The organism is Modestobacter caceresii (assembly GCF_000761485.1).
GTDB lineage: Bacteria > Actinomycetota > Actinomycetes > Mycobacteriales > Geodermatophilaceae > Modestobacter > Modestobacter caceresii.
In genome coordinates this window covers 1-15,408 of sequence record NZ_JPMX01000013.1, presented here as the reverse complement: position 1 = coordinate 15,408, position 15,408 = coordinate 1, and the positions used below count along the sequence as shown (strand labels likewise).

The window sequence follows — 15,408 nt, the reverse complement described above, 5'->3', positions numbered from 1 at the left end:
CCCGGCCGGGGCCTGCCGGACGACCAGTCCGGTGGGCTCCCGGCGGCGGCGAGGTCGGGTCAGCTGGGGTCGGGCGTGCCGCCGGGCACGCGGCCCAGGCTGATCAGCCAGCGGCGCAGCAACTCGGCCAGCTGCGTGCGCTCCTCGGGCGAGAGGGCCGCCAGCATGCCGCGCTCGGTCTCCAGGTGGTCGGGCAGCGCTGCGTCCAGCGCCGTCCGCCCCGCGTCGGTCAGGGTGACCACGACGGCCCGCCCGTCGGCCTCGCTGCGGCCCCGGGTGATCAGGCCCTTCTCCTCCAGCCGGTCAAGCCGCTGGGTGATGGCGCCGGAGGTGACCAGGGCGGTCCGCATCAGCGCGGTCGGGGTCAGCTGGTAGGGCTCCCCCGCCCGGCGGAGAGCCGCGAGGACGTCGAACGACGGTGCATCGAGCCCGTGCCGGGCGAAGGTGCCCCGCTGGGCGAGGAAGACCTCGCGCTGCAGCTGGCTGACCCGACCGATGACGCCCATCGGGGAGCAGTCCAGGTCCGGCCGCTCCTGCGCCCACTGCGCCAGGATCACGTCCATCGCGTCCCCGGCCGTCCCACTCCCGTCTGTCCCGTTCCCGTCGTGGGCGCGCGCCGGGTCGTCCAGCAGGTCGCTCACGACGCCGGCTCCGCGGGGCGCGGCAGGTCGGCGAGGTGCTCGGCGAAGGTGCGCGGCGGGCGGCCGAGCAGGGCGGTGAGCACCCGCGGGCTGCCGACGAAGCCGTGCGCCCGGTAGTGGTCGAACATGGTGCGCTGGCAGCGGGCCGCATACCCGGTGGGGACCTCGCCCCCGGGGATGACGTCGTCGGCGACGACCTCGTCACCGAGCCACTCACCGATCAGCTCGGCCAGCCGCGGCGCGGTCAGCGCCTCCGGACCGGCCGCCTCGAAGGTCCCGCCGTCCAGGCCGTCCTCGGTGAGCAGCACGGCTGCTGCCTCCGCCACGTCCCGCAGGTCGACCATGGACTGCGCCGTCCGCAGGCCCCAGAAGCTGCGGAGCACCCCGCTGGTCTGCGCCGCCTCGAGCTGGCTGTCCAGGTTGTCGGCGTAGGAGCAGGGCTGCAGCACCCGCCACGACGGCAACCCGCTGCTGTCGAGGGCCTCCTCCGCCAGGTCCTTGCCGGCGTGGTGCGGCATGACCCGCAGTTGCGGGCGCATCACCGAGTGGTAGACCACCCGGGGCAGCCCGGCCCGGCGGGCCTCGGCGAACAGCGCCGCCGCGCCCTCGGCCTCGTCCGGGTCGAAGTTCGGCCAGATGAGGTACATCGCGTCCGCACCCTGGAACACCGACGACCAGGCCATCGGAGAGGTCAGCTCTGCGACGACCACCTCGGCGCCGAGGCCGGTCAGCTCCGGCCGGGGGCCTCTGCTGGAGACCACGGCGCGCACCGACTCCCCCCGGGCACGCAGCGCACGCACGACCGCCGTCCCCGTGGGCCCACCGGCCGCAGTCACCACGATCACACCGGACACCTTAGTTCTGAGAGACCGACCCGGGCGGGCGCCGGGCACCTGGCGGGCGACCCCGCAGCTCAGCGCAGCGGTGAGCTCAGCCGGACGGTGAGTCCGTCGGGCCCGGGGAGCAGGTCGACGTGGTCCCAGAGCTTGCGGGCCAGCCACAGGCCCATGCCTCCCTGGGAGAGGTCGTCCCCGTGCGCCGGCTGGAAGCCGGCGAGCGGGTCGTCGAACCCCGTGCCGCGGTCGGTGATGGTGCAGATCACCCGGTCGGCCGAGGCCCAGACCCGGGCCGACACCGGCGGCGTGCCGTGCCGGAACGCGTTGGCCGCGATCTCGCTGACCGCCAGGTGGAGGTCGGTGCCCTGCTCGCGGTCGGGCACACAGGTGGCCAGCACGGCGGCCAGCTGGTGTCGCAGCGGAGCCAGCGCCCGGGCGCCGTCGACGGCGAACAGGGGCGGGCCGTCCTCCATCGGCTCGCGCGGCAGCGGCAGCGCCGGCAGGTACTGGGCCGGAGGGAGGTAGCCGGCGCTCGCCACCCGGACGCCGTCGACGAGCAGGTGGGGGTGGGTCTGCCCGGCGCTCGCGATGACGTCGGGGGACAGCTGCCGCTGGTCGTAGACGCACAGCACGTCCAGCGGGGCGCCGGCGAGCAGGTCGTTGACCACGGACTCGAAGCGCTGCCCCTCGCGCCAGCCGCGCAGCTCCGGACCGAAGTCCAGTCCGCCGAGGACCCGGAGTGCGCCTGACGGCGACGCGGCGGCCCGGTCGAGCAGTCGCCGGGCGGCGACGATGGCGTCCGGGCCGCGGCTGCCGCGCATCGAGACCCGTGGGTCGTTGGGCAGCTGTGTCTCCGACGCGCCCAGAGCGGCGCGGAGCAACCCGGCCGTCTCCTCCGCGCAGGACAGCACCGTCACGTCACCTGCGGTGAGGCCGGCCTGCAGCCACGGGACGGCCCCCTCGAGCAGCGCGTCGTCGGAGCCGACCACGAACGCCGTGTGGACGGCGGCGTGCTCGAGCCCGGTGGGGCACGCGTCGTCTCCGTTGCGCTGCACCGAGCGCATGGGACGAGCTCCGAGCACGGACACGGCACCTCTCGACGGACGGTGGACCTGAGGAACTGCTGGCATTCTCGATCACCCGCCCCAGGTCTCGGCAACCGCTTCCGGGAACCGCACCGCCCCGAACGGGTGAACCGCCGCACAGTCGCACGCAGTGCGACGGCCGGTCAGCTCAGAGTCAGGACGGCGCGCGTGTCGCGTCACGGCGGCGACCGGCCAGGGTGTCCAACGCCGTCCGGTCCAGCCCGGTGGCCGACTGGACCTCGGCGACGTCGAGGGCTCCACAGTCCAGGCCGCGGAGCACGACGGTGGCCAGCGCCCGCGCGGTGGCCGGCTCGTCGAGCACCCCGCCCTCGACCCGGCTGACGTACCCGGCGAGCCGCACCGCGGCGGCCGGCAGTGCGGCGCGGAAGAACGCGTAGGTGGCGACGTAGCGGGTGACCAGCTGCGCCGGGTGCAGGTCCCAGCCCTGGTAGAAGCCGCGCTCCAGTGCCCGGCGGACCAGCCCGGCGTGCAGCTGCCAGGCCTCGTGCACCGCCGCGGTGGTGCCGACGGGCAGCACGTTCGTCGAGCCGTCGACCGCTCGGGCCCCGGTGCCGGCCACCGCCACCTGCATGGCCTGCTTGGCGACGTCGGCGGCCGGGTGGTCGGAGGACTGGTGGGCCGCGGCGATGCCGAGGGCGGCGCTGTAGTCGTAGGTGCCGTAGTGCAGGCTCGTCACCCGGCCCGCGCCGGCGTGCAGCATCCGGGCCAGCGTCGTCCTGCCGTCGGCGCCCAGCACCGCCTGCGGTGTCTCCACCTGCAGCTCCAGGTCCAGCGCCAGCCCGCTGGCCTGCTCGAGTGCGTCCAGCACCGGCAGGAACGCGGCGACCTGCTCGACCGCGGTCACCTTGGGCAACGTGACGATCGCCCGGTCCCGGCCGGCCGCGGCCAGGCCGGTGAGGAACAGGTCCAGCGAGCGCACCCCGCGGCGCCGGGTGGGCTCCTCCAGCGACTTGGCCCGGACCCCGAGGAAGGGCGGCAGCCCGGTCTCGGCGGCGAGCACCGCAGCGGCCGCGGTGACGTCGCCGTCCTCGGCCTCGGGCGGGCCGCGGTAGCCGTCCTCGGCGTCGACCCGCAGGTCCTCGACCGGCTCGGTGGCCAGCTTCGCCCGTACCCGGGGCAGTACCTGCTCGACCAGGCCGGCGTCCAGGCCGAGGTCGGGGAGGCCGTGCTCGTCCAGCGCGGCCAGCGCCGCGGCGCCCCAGTGCGCGACGAGCCCGGGGACGACGGCGTCGGCGGGCACGTAACAGGTGTGCACCGGCTGCCGGCCCGACGACTCCCCCGGGTAGGCGGCCAGCCGCGCGGCGTCCACGGGCGCCAGCCGCCGGTCGAGCTCGTCGTACAGCTCCACGGGGATCATGGGCTGGCATCCTGTCAGCCGTGCCCGACTCCCCGCTGGACAGATTCAACGCCGAACCGGCAGCGCGGGCCGAGGAGCTGCTGCGAGCCTGCAACGCAGCGCCGTCCTTCGCCCCGACCGTCACCGCCGGCCGCCCCTACGACTCCACCGAGGCACTGGTCTCCCGCGCCGAGGAGGTCAGCCGCGCGCTGCCCTGGACCGAGGTGAGCACCGCGCTGGCGGCGCACGCCCGGATCGGGGACCGGATGCAGGGCCCCTCGGCGGAGGCGCGGACGTCGCGGGAGGAGCAGAGCGGGATGACCACCGCCGCGGACTCGGTCCGGGCCGCGATGGTCGACGGCAACCGCGACTACGAGGAGCAGTTCGGCCACGTCTTCCTGATCCGCGCAGCCGGCCGGTCCGCCGAGGAGATGCTCGTCGAGCTGCACCGCCGGCTGCGCAACGACCCGGAGACCGAGCGCGCCGAGACCACCGAACAGCTGGCCCAGATCACCGGCCTGCGGGTGGCGGGGCTGCTCGCATGAGCGTCTCCACCCACGTGCTGGACGCCGTGGCCGGTCGCCCCGCGGCGGGGATGACGGTGCAGCTGCTGGACGACGCCGGCGAGGCCGTCGCCGCCGGGGTCACCGACGCCGACGGCCGCTGCCGGCTCACCGAGGAGCCCACCGCCGCCGGCCCGCACCGGATCGTCTTCGGCACCGGCGAGTGGGCCGCCGGGCTGGGCCGGGAGACGTTCTGGCCGGAGGTGGTGCTGACCTTCGCCGTCCGTGAGCCGACCGAGCACCACCACGTGCCGCTGCTGCTCTCCCCGTTCGCCTACTCCACCTACCGAGGGTCCTGAGCCGTCGGTTCCACGTGCAACATCCCAGCAACGCGGATGAGGGAGAGTGCGCGCATGGCGATCGTCCTCGGGCCCAACCAGTACGGGAAGGCGGAGGTGCGGGTCGTCGCGGTCGACCGCTCCACCGCCCGGCACTCCCTCGTCGACCTCAACGTCAGCTCTGCGCTGCGCGGTGACTTCGCGGCGGCGCACACCGCGGGCGACAACGCGCACGTGCTGACCACCGACGCGCAGAAGAACACCGTCTTCGCCTTCGCCCGCGACGGGATCAGCTCGCCAGAGGAGTTCGGCCTGCGGCTGGCCCGGCACCTCGCCGGCAGCTACGAGTGGGTCACCGGGGCCCGGGTGGCGATCGAGTCCTACGGCTGGGACCGGATCACCGTGGGCGGGGCGCCGCACGACCACGCCTTCTCCCGCACCGGCGGCGACGTGCGCACCGCGGTGGTGACCGTGGACGGCGCGGACGTGCACGTGCTCGCCGGGCTCGGTGACCTCGTCGTCCTCAAGACCACCGGCTCGGAGTTCTGGGGCTTCCCCCGGGACCGTTACACCACGCTGCCGGAGACCACCGACCGGATCCTGGCGACCGCGGTGACCGCACGGTGGCGGTACACCGGGCTGGACGTGGACTGGAACGCCACCCACGACGCCGTCCGGACGACGTTGCTGGAGACCTTTGCCGCCACCCACTCCCTGGCGCTGCAGCAGACGCTCTACGCGATGGGCGAGGCGGTGCTCGAGCAGCACGCCGACGTGGTCGAGGTGCGGATGTCGATGCCGAACAGGCACCACTTCCTGCAGGACCTCTCCGCGTTCGGGCTCGACAACGACCTGAACGGCCCGGGCGCGGTGGTCTACCACGCCGACGACCGGCCCTACGGGCTGATCGAGGGCACCGTGCTGCGGGACGACGTCCCGGCAGCGCCGGCAGCCTGGCTGAGCACCCCCGGCTGATGCTGACGCGTCGGGAGGTGTGCGGCGCCCTCCCCTGGGGGTAGCAGCCTCCAGCGACACCTCGGACGCACGGCCCAGCCCCGGCCTCTTCCACCGTGGTCGTCAGCTCCCGGAGAGGGAGGCATGGACCTCACGCAGGAGTTCGCTGCCCGCGTCACCGCCGCCGAGTCGGAGCTGCCCGGCCCGGAGCTGTTGCCCCTGCGACTGGCCCGTGCCTGCGCTCAGGTGCTGCCGGTCGCCGGCGCCGGGCTCAGCGTCTACTTCTCCGCCGACCGGCGGTTGCCGCTGGGCGGCAGCGGCCAGGCGGCCGGCATCGCGGAGCGCCTGCAGTTCACCGTCGGCGAAGGGCCCTGCCTGACCGCACACAGCAGCGGCAACCCCGTGCTCGCCGACGAGGAGGAGCTGCGCACCCGTTGGCCGGTGTTCCACGACGCGCTCGTCGCGCGCACCGCCATCCGCGGTGTCATCGCCCTGCCGCTGGCCGGCGGACTGCGGGGCATCGGCTCACTGGACCTGTTCGTGGAGCCGCCCGGCTCCGTCCGGGACCTGAGCCTCGCCGACGCCTTCACGGTCACCACCGCACTCAGCGACAGCTTCGCCGCCGCGATGGACCAGGAGCCCCGCAGCGAGTCCGGGCCGGCCTGGCTGGACGCGCCCGCCGCCGGCCGCCGGGCACTGGTCTGGCAGGCGGTCGGCTTCGTCAGCACCGGGTTGGAGCTGGACAGCACCGACGCGCTGGCCCTGCTGCGCGCCCAGGCCTACGGATCGAGCCGGGACCTCGACGAGGTGGCCGAGGCCGTGCTGGCGGACCGGCTCAGCCTGGCCGACCTGTCGCAGGCCGCCGAGACCGGGCACTGAGGCCGGTGCGGCCGGCACGTCCGGCCCGCACCGGCAGGTCAGCGCTGGAAGCTGTCGACCGACTGCTGCAGGCCCTCCGACATCCGCACCAGGTCGCCGGTGGCCGACTGCATCTCGGCCACGCCGGCATGGGTCTCCTGGGCAGCCCGGGCGACCTCGGCGACCGTCTCGGCGATCGACCGCCCGCTCTGCGCGGCCTCGCCGATGGCCCGGCTCATCTCGTTCGTCGTGGCCGTCTGCTCCTCCACCGCCGAGGCGATGGTCATCTGGTAGTCGTTGATCTGGGCGATGACCGAGGTCACCCCACCGATGGCGCCGACGGCGCTGTCGGTGTCGGCCTGGATGGCCTCCACCCGCCGGGCGATGTCCTCGGTCGCCTTCGCCGTCTCCTGCGCCAGTTCCTTCACCTCGTTGGCCACCACCGCGAAGCCCTTGCCGGCCTCACCGGCCCGCGCGGCCTCGATCGTGGCGTTCAGCGCCAGCAAGTTCGTCTGCTCCGCGATCGAGGTGATCACCTTGACCACGTTGCCGATCTCGACCGAGGACTCACCCAGCCGGGCCACCGTCTGGTTCGCGCTCTCGGCCGCGGTCACCGCGCTCCCGGCCACCCGCGCGGCCTCGGCGGCGTTGTGCGCGATCTCCCGGATCGAGGCACCCATCTCCTCCGCCCCCGTGGCGACGGCGTCGATGGAGCTGCTGACCTCCTTCGCCGCCGCGGTCACGGTGTCGGCCTGCCCAGTGGACCGCCCAGCCGCACCGGCGATCGTCACCCCTGTGGCCGACAGCGACTTGGCCGCCCCGTCCAGCAGCCGGGATGCCTCCGCCACCTCGTCGACCACGTCGGACACCCGGTCGAGGGTGTCGTTGAGCGCACCGGCGAGCTGGTCCAGCTCGTTCCGCCCGGCGCCGACGTCCAGCCGCTCCCGCAGCTCCCCGGCCGCGAGGACGTCGGTCATCCGGCGCAGCGGCCGAGTGACGCTGCGCGACACCAGCAGCGAGACGAGCGCGATCACCAGGACCACAGGCGCCGCCCACAGGAGCATGGTGCCCAGGACGTCGAGGAAGGCGCCGTTCAGGTCGGCGACGTAGATCCCCGAACCGACGACCCAGCCCCAGGGCTCGTAGCCCGCGACGAAGGAGATCTTCGCCTGCGGCTCCTCCTCGCCGGGCTTGGGCCACATGTACTCGACGAAGCCGCTGCCGTCGCGCTCGACGACCTGCACCATCTCCACGAACAGCGCCTTGCCGGTGGGGTCGGTGTTGGCGCCGAGGTCGGTGCCGTCCAGCTCGGGCTTGATCGGGTGCATGACCATCGCCGGGTCCATGTCGTTGATCCAGAAGTACTCCTCACCGGAGTACCGGAGCCCACTGAGTGCGCTCTTGGCCTGGGCCTGCGCCTGCTCACGGGTCAGCGCCCCGCTGGACTCCTGCTCGCCGTAGAAGGCGACGACGCCGAGCACCGCCTCGACCGCGGACTGCGCCTTGTTGCGCTGCTCCGCCTCGATGGTCTGGCGCACCTGGAGCGCCCCGATGACGGCGATGGTGCCCATGCCGACCACGGCCACCAGCACCAGCGCCAGGAGACGGGTGCTGATCCGGATCCGGCGCAACCCCCCGCCGGTGAGGACGTCCCGCAGTCGTGTGCCCATGCCGTGCTCCCGTCGTCGACGGCGCAGTTGCCGTACCTGCGTTGTCGACCGAGACCGGACGGTCTCCAGTCGAGACTGGTTAGCACATCCGAACCGCAACACACCAGAGATGAGCCGTGCACGCCCGTCTTGTGCATCACACGTTCACCGCCCCGTCGGCCGATCGGCCCCGGACCTGCCAGGATCCGTGCGTGAGCGACGAGCGGGAGACCCTGACCTACGAGGACTTCGGCCGGGCGGCCCGGGAGCTGGCCCAGCAGGTCGCCGACAGCGGGTTCGAACCCGACCTGATCCTGTCCATCGCCCGCGGCGGGCTCTTCCTGGGCGGCGCGCTGGGCTACGCGCTGGACGTGAAGAACCTCTTCGTGATGAACGTCGAGTTCTACACCGGCGTCGACGAGCGGCTCGAGCTGCCGGTGGTGCTGCCGCCGACGCTCGACGTCGTCGACCTGACCGGCACGAACGTGCTGGTCGCCGACGACGTCGCCGACACCGGCAAGACCCTCGAGCTGGTCAAGGAGTTCTGCGCCGGCCACGTCACCGAGGTGCGCACCGCCGTCGTCTACGAGAAGCCCCGGTCGCTGGTGACCTGCGACTACGCGTGGAAGCGGACCGACGCCTGGATCGACTTCCCGTGGTCGACCCTCCCGCCGGTCGTCTCCCGCGGCGGCGCCGGACACTAGAAGGACCCCGTCCTCCTCATCCCTCGCAAGCTCGGGACGAGCCTCTGGACGGGGCCGACGGCGGGACCCTTGCAGCAGAGCCACGAGAGCTAACGGCGCGTGGAAGCCGTGATCGTGAACGTGGGGTCGCGGGTCACCTGGCGGGTCGGCCCGACGATGCGGCGCAGCGCGTCGCGGTGCGGCAGGTGGCTGTTGTAGACGCACCACAGCTCGCCCCCCGGCCGCAGCACCCGCGCTGCGGCGGCGAACAGCCGTTCGGCCGCCGCGGCGTGGACGGCGACGCCGAGGTGGAAGGGCGGGTTGCAGACGACGAGGTCCACGCTGCCGTCCGGGACGCCGGCGGCGGCGTCGTCCCGGGCGACCGTGACCCGCTCGGCCAGCCCGTTCGCGGCGACGGTCGCCGCGGCCGACGCGCAGGCCGCCGCCGACTGGTCCGACGCGATGACCGACAGCCCGGGCCGGGCCATGGCCAGCCCGACGGCCAGCACCCCGGTGCCGCAGCCCAGGTCCAGCGCGGTCGCGGCGTCCGGCACGGCGCCGAGGAGCGAGCGGAGCAACGCCCGGGTGCCGCGGTCGACCTTCGCGCCGGCGAAGGCCGCGCCGTGGGCGCACACGGTCAGCCCGAGGTCGGGGTGCTCGCGGCAGACGGGGAAGGACGACGTCCCCGGCTTCGGCCCCCGGGCGACCAGCAGCCGGGACTTCTGCCGGCCCCGGGTCGCGTGCACGTCGCTGAAGCTCTCGGCCAGGACGTCGTTCATCGCGTGGGTCATGTGCTTGACCCGACCGCCGACCAGGAAGGTGACGTCCGGGTCGGCATCGGCGGCGACCACCTCGGCGAGCTCGCGCAGCGCGTCGAGCCCCTTGGGCGCCTGCGCCAGCACCACCCGGGCCCCTCGCACCAGCTCGGCCCCCAGCGGCAGCGACCGGTAGGTGCCGGCGTGCCCGGTGCGCTCGGCGTTGCCGGCCAGGGCCAGCTCGCCGACCAGCAGGTCCTGGTGCACCCGGACGCCGGTCGCGCCGTGCAGCGCCACCGCACCGAGCGTCAGCGCCCCGTGCGAGTCGTCGAGCACGACCACGCCGTCCGGGTGCTGCCCGATCAGCTCGGCCGCCTCGTCCAGCAGCAGGCGGTCGGTGGCGTCGACGGCGACCAGTTCGGGCGCGTCGACGTCGGGCTCGCGGCGGAGCTGGGCGAACAGTTCGTCGGGGGCCACGTCCCCACTGTGCCGGGCGGCGTGCACCGCCCCGACACCGGCCCGTGCCCCTGCTCTTCCGGCAAGGCACTCGGTGGGCTGCCCCACACTGTCGACGGGGCGCAGCGTCGTGACCGGGCTACCGGGGAGTGGCCGCGATCAGGTCGACGGTCACCTGGGCCAGCTGCGGGCCGACGTCCTCCTGGAGGAAGTGGCCGCCGCCGGCCAGCGTGGTGTGCGGCATCCCCTGCGCCCCGGGCACCAGCTTCTGGAACACCGCGTCACCGCCGCCGGTGATCGGGTCGCTGTCGGAGAAGGCGGTCAGGAACGGCTTCTCCCAGCTGCGCAGCACGCCCCAGGCGGCCCGGTTGGCCGCGGCCGCCGGGTCGTCGGGGCTCGTGGGCACCAGCGACGGGAACACCCGGGCGCCCGCCTTGTACCGGCTGTCGGGGAACGGGGCGTCGTAGGCCGCCACCACCTCGGACGCCATCTCCGTCGCCGTGCCGTTGGAGATGATCCGGCCCACCTGCATGTCCGTCATGCCGGCCGCCGCACGCTGCCACGCCAGGAACGCCTCGCTCATCGGGTGGTCACCGGTGGGCAGGCCGGTGTTGGCGACGACGACCCGGGTGAACCGCTCGGGGTGCTCGGCCACGAGGCGCAGGCCGAGCAGCCCGCCCCAGTCCTGGCAGACCAAGGTCAGGTCGGTGAGCCCCAGCTCCTCCAGCAGCGCCTGCCGCAGCCATGCCACGTGCCGGGCATAGCTGTAGTCGGTCAGCTCCGTGGGCTTGTCCGACCTGCCGAAGCCGACCGGGTCCGGGACGACGACGCGCAGCCTGGCCGCGGTCAGCACCGGGATCATCCGGCGGTAGAGGAACGACCAGGACGGCTCGCCGTGCAGCAGCAGCACCGTCTCGCCGTCGTCCGGGCCCTCGACCAGGACGGCCATCCGCAGCCGGCCGCCGTCCCCGTCGTCCACCTCGACGTACCGGGGCTCGTAGGGGAACTCCGGCAGGTCGGTGAACCGGTCCTCGGGTGTGCGCAGCGCGTCCATCACAGGCCTCCTCGACTGGTGGGACGGCCCCCTGCAGGGGCCCGCCGCGAGCTTGCGAGCGGTGGGGGGCAGGGGGTGTTTCTTCAGACCCCCGGGAGGCCGACCGGGCAGCTCACGCCGGTGGAGTTCACCGGGCAGTAGCCGCCCGGCACCTTGTAGAGGTACTGCTGGTGGTAGCCCTCGGCGTAGAAGAAGTCGCCCAGCGGGGCGATCTCGGTGGTGATGTCGCCGTAGCCGGCCGCGGTCAGCCGCTCCTGGAACAGGTCGCGGCTCACCTTGGCGGCCGCCTCCTGCTCCGGGCCCTGGGTGTAGACGGCCGAGCGGTACTGGGTGCCGATGTCGTTGCCCTGCCGCATGCCCTGGGTCGGGTCGTGCTCCTCCCAGAACTCCTTGAGCAGGCGGTCGTAGGAGAGGACGGCCGGGTCGAAGACGACCAGCACCGCCTCGGTGTGGCCGGTGCGGGCCGAGCACACCTCCTCGTACGTCGGGTTCGGGGTGTGGCCGCCGGCGTAACCCGCGGCGGTCGAGTACACGCCCGGGGTCTCCCAGAAGACCTTCTCCACCCCCCAGAAGCAGCCGGCGCCGAAGACCGCGGTCTGCAGGCCCTCGGGGAAGGGCGGCTGGATGCGGTTGCCGTTGACCGCGTGCACCTCGGGGATGCCGGGCAGCGGCTCGGAACGGCCGGTCAGGGCGTCCGCCGCGGTGACCGGCTGGGTCTTGGCGCGGGAGAAGAACATGCCTCGACTGTAGGTCCGTGCTGCAGGGCGCCCCGCCCTGCGCCAAGGTGGCGGGGGCGCAAGGCAGCGCCACCGACGTGGAGGAGACCGCAGACACATGGGGACAGACGAGCTGTCGGGCCGGGTGGCCCTGGTGACCGGTGCGGCCAGCGGCCTGGGCCGGGCGGTCGCGGTCGCCCTGGCCGAGGCCGGGGCCACGGTCGCGCTGGGCGACGTCGACACCGAGGGGGCGGAGAAGACCCGCGCCCAGATCGGCCGGGACGCCGAGGTGGTGGCGCTCGACGTCACCGACGACGACGCCCGCCGCCGGGTGGTCGCCGACCTGTTCGCGCGGCACGGCGACCGGTTCGACCTGCTGGTCAACGTCGCGGGCATCGACCGGCCCGGCTACATCACCGACATCGACCTCGCCGACTACCGGATGGTCCAGGCGGTGAACTGCGAGGGCCCGGTCTTCCTCACCAGCGAGTTCCTCAAGACCGTGCAGCACCGCCCGGCCGACACCGTCGCCGACGTGGTGCACGTGACCTCGCTGTCGGCGGTGACCTCCGGCAGCGGAGCGATCGCCTACAACAGCTCGAAGGCCGCCTTCCGCAGCGCCACCTGGTGCATCCAGCGGGAGCTGCGGGAGAAGGGGACGGTCAGCGCGGACGGCACCGAGGTGCCCTTCCCGGCGCGGGTGCACAGCATCGTGCCGGCCGCGATGGACACCCCGATGATGGAGCGCTGGGGCATCCCGGCGCACCGGATGATGCCGCCGTCCGACGTGGCCCGGATGGTGCTGACCATGGTCACCATGCCCGACACCAGCTTCGTGCCCGAGGTCTTCGTCATCCCCCGCAACGAGCCGGACTTCCCGCGATGAGCATCTCCACGCGCGAGTGGCAGCTGGTCCGGCGCCCCCACGGCGAGCCGGTGGCCGAGGACTTCCGGCTGGTGTCGGCGGAGCGCCCGGACCCGGCGGACGGCGAGGTCGTGGTGCAGACCATCGCGATGTCGGTCGACCCGTACATGCGCGGCCGGATGAGCGCGGCGAAGTCCTACGCCGCCAGCTGGGAGCTGGGCGAGACGATGCAGGGCGGCGCCGTCGGCCAGGTCGTCGCCTCCCGCTCGGACGCCGTCCCCGAGGGCGCGCTGGTGCTGCACGGCCTGGGCTGGCGGGACGTCGCCGTCGTCCCGGCGAAGCACGTCTCGGTCGTCGAGCCGCTGCCCGGCCTGCCGCTGTCGCTGTACCTGGGGGTGCTCGGCATGCCGGGGCTCACCGCGTACGCGGGACTGTTCCGGCTCGCCGACTTCCGCGAGGGGGACGCCGTCTTCGTCTCCGGCGCCGCCGGGGCGGTGGGCAGCCTGGTCGGCCAGTTCGCCCGGCTGCGCGGGGCCTCGCGGGTCGTGGGCAGCGCCGGGACACCGGAGAAGGTGCGCTGGCTGCGCGAGGAGCTGGGCTTCTCCGCGGCGTTCGACTACCACGACGGCAAGGTCGCCGACCTGCTCACCGCCGCCGCACCCGACGGGATCGACGTCTTCTTCGACAACGTGGGCGGGGAGCACCTGGAGGCGGCGATCGGCGCCTTCCGGACGTACGGGCGGGCCGCGCTGTGCGGGTCGATCTCCGGCTACAACGCCACCACGGCGCCCCCCGGGCCGCGCAACCTGGGGTTCATCGTCGGCAAGCAGCTGACACTGCGCGGGTTCATCGTGGGTAGCCACGCCGACCTGCGGCCGGAGTTCGTCGGCGCGGTGTCGGGCTGGCTGCAGGACGGCTCGCTCGTCGCCCGGGAGACGGTGGTCGACGGGCTGGACTCCGCCGTCGACGCGTTCCGGGCACTGCTGAGCGGGGGCAACACCGGGAAGATGGTCGTCCGGCTGGCGCCCGACCCTTCCTGACCCCGCCCCGGTGATCACCACGGGCTGATGGCTGTCTCCGCTCCATCGAGACCACCCTCAGCCCGTGGTGATCATGCGGAGCCGGTGGCCGCCGGTTGGCGACCGCGGGATCAGGGCAGAGTGCGGATCATGTGGCTCTTCCTCACCCGCCGTTTCCGCATGTGGGTCATCCTCACCGTCCTCGCGCCGCTGGCGACCAAGGTGCTGCGCAACCTGGGCCAGGCCCTGCGGAAGCGCAACGGCCCCTCCACGATCAGCAACGGCCTGCTCAAGGCCGGCGACCTCGGTGAGAAGGCCCGCCTCAAGCTGGGCGGCAAGCGCCGCGGCCGCTGACGACGTGACCGAGTTCTCCACCCCCGACGCCGATCGCCCCGACCCCCGTTCCCCCGAACTGGAACAGCGGTCGGCGGTCGGGGAGACCCGGGGCATCGCCCTGTTCTGTCACGGCGGAACCCCCGCCAGCATCGAGCCACCGAAGACCCGGGCGCTCTCGCTGGTGCGGATGCGGGCCTTCGAGCAGTACGTGCACGCCAGCACCGCCGACCAGGGCATCGCCACCGCCGTCCTCCGCTACCGGGTCGCCGGCTGGAACGGGGAGGCGGCCGACGCCTACCAGGACGTCCGCTGGGCGATCGGTCAGCTGCGCGAGCAGCACGGCACCGACGTCCCGATCGTGCTGGTCGGGCACTCGATGGGCGGCCGGGCCGCGCTCCGCGCGGGTGGGGAGCCCTCGGTGACCGCGGTCTGCGCCCTCGCCCCGTGGACCCCGCCCGGTGAGCCGGTCATGCACCTGGGCGGTCAGACGGTGGTGATCCTGCACGGCCGCGGCGACCGCTGGGTGCCCCCGCGGCTGTCCGCGGAGTTCGCCGTCCGGGCCCGGCGGGCGCACGCCCGGGTGGCCCGGTTCACCATCGTCGGCGGGCACGGCATGGTGCGGCGGTCGCAGCGCTGGCACCGCTTCGCCCGAGACGTCGTCCTGGCCGGGACGGGGTTGGCGCCGATGCCCGAAGCGATCGCCGACGCCCTGCGCCAGCCGAGCCCCGAGGGCCTCGCCGTCCCCCTCTGACCCGTCAGCTTCGCCGCCTGCCAAGACGCTGAGCTGCAGCGGTGGACCGAATCACCGGTGCCCTACCTGCCCGAGCACGCCGAGCAGTTCGTCGGCGAGGTCGCCACCAGCACCTGGGCCGCAGGCGGCGCCCTGTTCGCGGTGGAAGCCCAAGCCGACGACCGCCTGGTCGGCAGCATGGGTCTGCACGGCGTGCGCGATGGCGTGGCCCCGGCCGGTTACTGGACCGTCGCTGACCAGCGCGGGCAGAGCCTGACAGCTGAGGCACTGCGGGTGCTCGGCGACTGGGCGCTCGACGTGCTCAACGTGAGGCGGGTGGAACTCATCGCTGACCCGGCGAACGTCGGGTCGAACCGGGTCGCCGAGCGCGCCGGGTTCACCGCGGAGGGCGTGCTGCGCTCCCGGTACCTGCACCGAGGGACACCCGGCGATGTTGTCCTGTGGTCGCTACTGGCCGCCGAGCGGCCAACGACATGACCGCGCCATGCTCAGGGGGAGCTTGACCCGGTTTTCCGGACACGTTCGGTTCGTTGATCATGCCGCGGTGAGTGC

General features: G+C 73.7%; 17 protein-coding genes and 1 pseudogene. 10 read left to right on the top strand and 8 right to left on the bottom strand.

Annotated features, from left to right (window positions below):
* Positions 1-59: 59 nt before the first annotated feature.
* The 4 genes from IN07_RS04365 to IN07_RS04350 form a co-directional block, all read right to left on the bottom strand.
* A complete protein-coding gene (locus tag IN07_RS04365; RefSeq protein WP_231557986.1) occupies positions 60-641 on the bottom strand; it encodes a MarR family winged helix-turn-helix transcriptional regulator in 582 nt (193 codons plus the stop codon).
* Entirely contained in the window at positions 638-1,486 is an 849-nt protein-coding gene (locus IN07_RS04360) for an SDR family oxidoreductase (protein WP_036333915.1), read from the bottom strand. The genes IN07_RS04365 and IN07_RS04360 overlap by 4 nt, the downstream gene beginning before the upstream one ends.
* Before the next feature lie 68 nt (positions 1,487-1,554).
* On the bottom strand, positions 1,555-2,532 hold the full coding sequence (locus IN07_RS04355) for a sensor histidine kinase (RefSeq protein WP_064972360.1): 978 nt from the start codon (positions 2,530-2,532) through the stop codon (positions 1,555-1,557).
* A 184-nt stretch (positions 2,533-2,716) separates the two neighbouring features.
* Positions 2,717-3,940 carry a DUF6986 family protein gene (locus tag IN07_RS04350; RefSeq protein WP_036333914.1) on the bottom strand — a complete coding sequence of 408 codons (1,224 nt, stop codon included), beginning with the start codon at positions 3,938-3,940 and terminating at the stop codon, positions 2,717-2,719.
* 20 nt (positions 3,941-3,960) lie between these two features.
* Between IN07_RS04350 and uraD the strand changes: the two genes are divergently transcribed.
* The 4 genes from uraD to IN07_RS04330 all read left to right on the top strand — a co-directional run bounded on the left by uraD (position 3,961) and on the right by IN07_RS04330 (position 6,593).
* On the top strand, positions 3,961-4,464 hold the full coding sequence (gene uraD / locus IN07_RS04345; protein ID WP_036333913.1) for a 2-oxo-4-hydroxy-4-carboxy-5-ureidoimidazoline decarboxylase: 504 nt from the start codon (positions 3,961-3,963) through the stop codon (positions 4,462-4,464).
* Positions 4,461-4,781, top strand: a complete 321-nt coding sequence (uraH, locus tag IN07_RS04340) for a hydroxyisourate hydrolase (protein ID WP_036333912.1) — start codon at positions 4,461-4,463, stop codon at positions 4,779-4,781. The genes uraD and uraH overlap by 4 nt, the downstream gene beginning before the upstream one ends.
* A 54-nt stretch (positions 4,782-4,835) precedes the next feature.
* Complete coding sequence (gene pucL, locus IN07_RS04335) at positions 4,836-5,735, top strand: factor-independent urate hydroxylase (protein WP_036333911.1); 900 nt, start codon at positions 4,836-4,838, stop codon at positions 5,733-5,735.
* A 123-nt stretch (positions 5,736-5,858) separates the two neighbouring features.
* Complete coding sequence (locus IN07_RS04330; protein WP_036333910.1) at positions 5,859-6,593, top strand: hypothetical protein; 735 nt, start codon at positions 5,859-5,861, stop codon at positions 6,591-6,593.
* Positions 6,594-6,631: 38 nt separating this feature from the next.
* On the opposite strand, the gene IN07_RS04325 is transcribed toward IN07_RS04330, so the two are convergent.
* Positions 6,632-8,242, bottom strand: coding sequence for a methyl-accepting chemotaxis protein (locus IN07_RS04325; protein ID WP_052090771.1), 1,611 nt, complete (start codon positions 8,240-8,242; stop codon positions 6,632-6,634).
* A gap of 191 nt (positions 8,243-8,433) precedes the next feature.
* Between IN07_RS04325 and IN07_RS04320 the strand changes: the two genes are divergently transcribed.
* Positions 8,434-8,925: a phosphoribosyltransferase gene (locus IN07_RS04320; RefSeq protein WP_036333909.1), complete on the top strand. Its 492-nt coding sequence runs from the start codon at positions 8,434-8,436 to the stop codon at positions 8,923-8,925.
* Between the two features lie 89 nt (positions 8,926-9,014).
* Here the strand turns inward: IN07_RS04320 and IN07_RS04315 are convergent, their stop codons facing one another.
* The 3 genes from IN07_RS04315 to msrA all read right to left on the bottom strand — a co-directional run bounded on the left by IN07_RS04315 (position 9,015) and on the right by msrA (position 11,906).
* Positions 9,015-10,136, bottom strand: coding sequence for a class I SAM-dependent methyltransferase (locus IN07_RS04315; RefSeq protein ID WP_036333954.1), 1,122 nt, complete (start codon positions 10,134-10,136; stop codon positions 9,015-9,017).
* A 118-nt stretch (positions 10,137-10,254) separates the two neighbouring features.
* Positions 10,255-11,169, bottom strand: coding sequence for a haloalkane dehalogenase (locus IN07_RS04310; protein WP_036333908.1), 915 nt, complete (start codon positions 11,167-11,169; stop codon positions 10,255-10,257).
* Positions 11,170-11,252: 83 nt separating this feature from the next.
* Positions 11,253-11,906 (bottom strand): peptide-methionine (S)-S-oxide reductase MsrA, encoded by a 654-nt coding sequence (gene msrA / locus IN07_RS04305; RefSeq protein WP_036333907.1) that lies wholly within the window; start codon positions 11,904-11,906, stop codon positions 11,253-11,255.
* 97 nt (positions 11,907-12,003) lie between these two features.
* Here msrA and IN07_RS04300 point away from each other — a divergent pair, with 97 nt between their 5' ends.
* The 5 genes and pseudogenes from IN07_RS04300 to IN07_RS04280 form a co-directional block, all read left to right on the top strand.
* Positions 12,004-12,771 carry an SDR family NAD(P)-dependent oxidoreductase gene (locus IN07_RS04300; protein ID WP_036333906.1) on the top strand — a complete coding sequence of 256 codons (768 nt, stop codon included), beginning with the start codon at positions 12,004-12,006 and terminating at the stop codon, positions 12,769-12,771.
* Entirely contained in the window at positions 12,768-13,790 is a 1,023-nt protein-coding gene (locus tag IN07_RS04295) for an NADP-dependent oxidoreductase (protein ID WP_036333905.1), read from the top strand. Before IN07_RS04300 ends, IN07_RS04295 begins: the two co-directional genes overlap by 4 nt.
* 129 nt (positions 13,791-13,919) lie before the next feature.
* A complete protein-coding gene (locus IN07_RS04290) occupies positions 13,920-14,123 on the top strand; it encodes a hypothetical protein (RefSeq protein ID WP_036333953.1) in 204 nt (67 codons plus the stop codon).
* 4 nt (positions 14,124-14,127) lie between these two features.
* Positions 14,128-14,856 carry an alpha/beta hydrolase gene (locus IN07_RS04285; RefSeq protein WP_052090766.1) on the top strand — a complete coding sequence of 243 codons (729 nt, stop codon included), beginning with the start codon at positions 14,128-14,130 and terminating at the stop codon, positions 14,854-14,856.
* A gap of 21 nt (positions 14,857-14,877) precedes the next feature.
* Positions 14,878-15,333, top strand: a pseudogene (locus IN07_RS04280) (GNAT family N-acetyltransferase); the annotation flags it as partial.
* Positions 15,334-15,408: the final 75 nt, after the last annotated feature.

Bases quoted from the DNA above. Each gene is read 5' to 3' on its own strand.
- IN07_RS04290 (WP_036333953.1), top strand. From the start codon at position 13,920: ATGTGGCTCTTCCTCACCCGCCGTTTCCGCATGTGGGTCATCCTCACC.
- IN07_RS04310 (WP_036333908.1), bottom strand. From the start codon at position 11,169: ATGGACGCGCTGCGCACACCCGAGGACCGGTTCACCGACCTGCCGGAG.
- IN07_RS04330 (WP_036333910.1), top strand. From the start codon at position 5,859: ATGGACCTCACGCAGGAGTTCGCTGCCCGCGTCACCGCCGCCGAGTCG.
- IN07_RS04295 (WP_036333905.1), top strand. From the start codon at position 12,768: ATGAGCATCTCCACGCGCGAGTGGCAGCTGGTCCGGCGCCCCCACGGC.
- pucL (WP_036333911.1), top strand. From the start codon at position 4,836: ATGGCGATCGTCCTCGGGCCCAACCAGTACGGGAAGGCGGAGGTGCGG.
- msrA (WP_036333907.1), bottom strand. From the start codon at position 11,906: ATGTTCTTCTCCCGCGCCAAGACCCAGCCGGTCACCGCGGCGGACGCC.
- IN07_RS04350 (WP_036333914.1), bottom strand. From the start codon at position 3,940: ATGATCCCCGTGGAGCTGTACGACGAGCTCGACCGGCGGCTGGCGCCC.
- IN07_RS04325 (WP_052090771.1), bottom strand. From the start codon at position 8,242: ATGGGCACACGACTGCGGGACGTCCTCACCGGCGGGGGGTTGCGCCGG.
- uraH (WP_036333912.1), top strand. From the start codon at position 4,461: ATGAGCGTCTCCACCCACGTGCTGGACGCCGTGGCCGGTCGCCCCGCG.
- IN07_RS04300 (WP_036333906.1), top strand. From the start codon at position 12,004: ATGGGGACAGACGAGCTGTCGGGCCGGGTGGCCCTGGTGACCGGTGCG.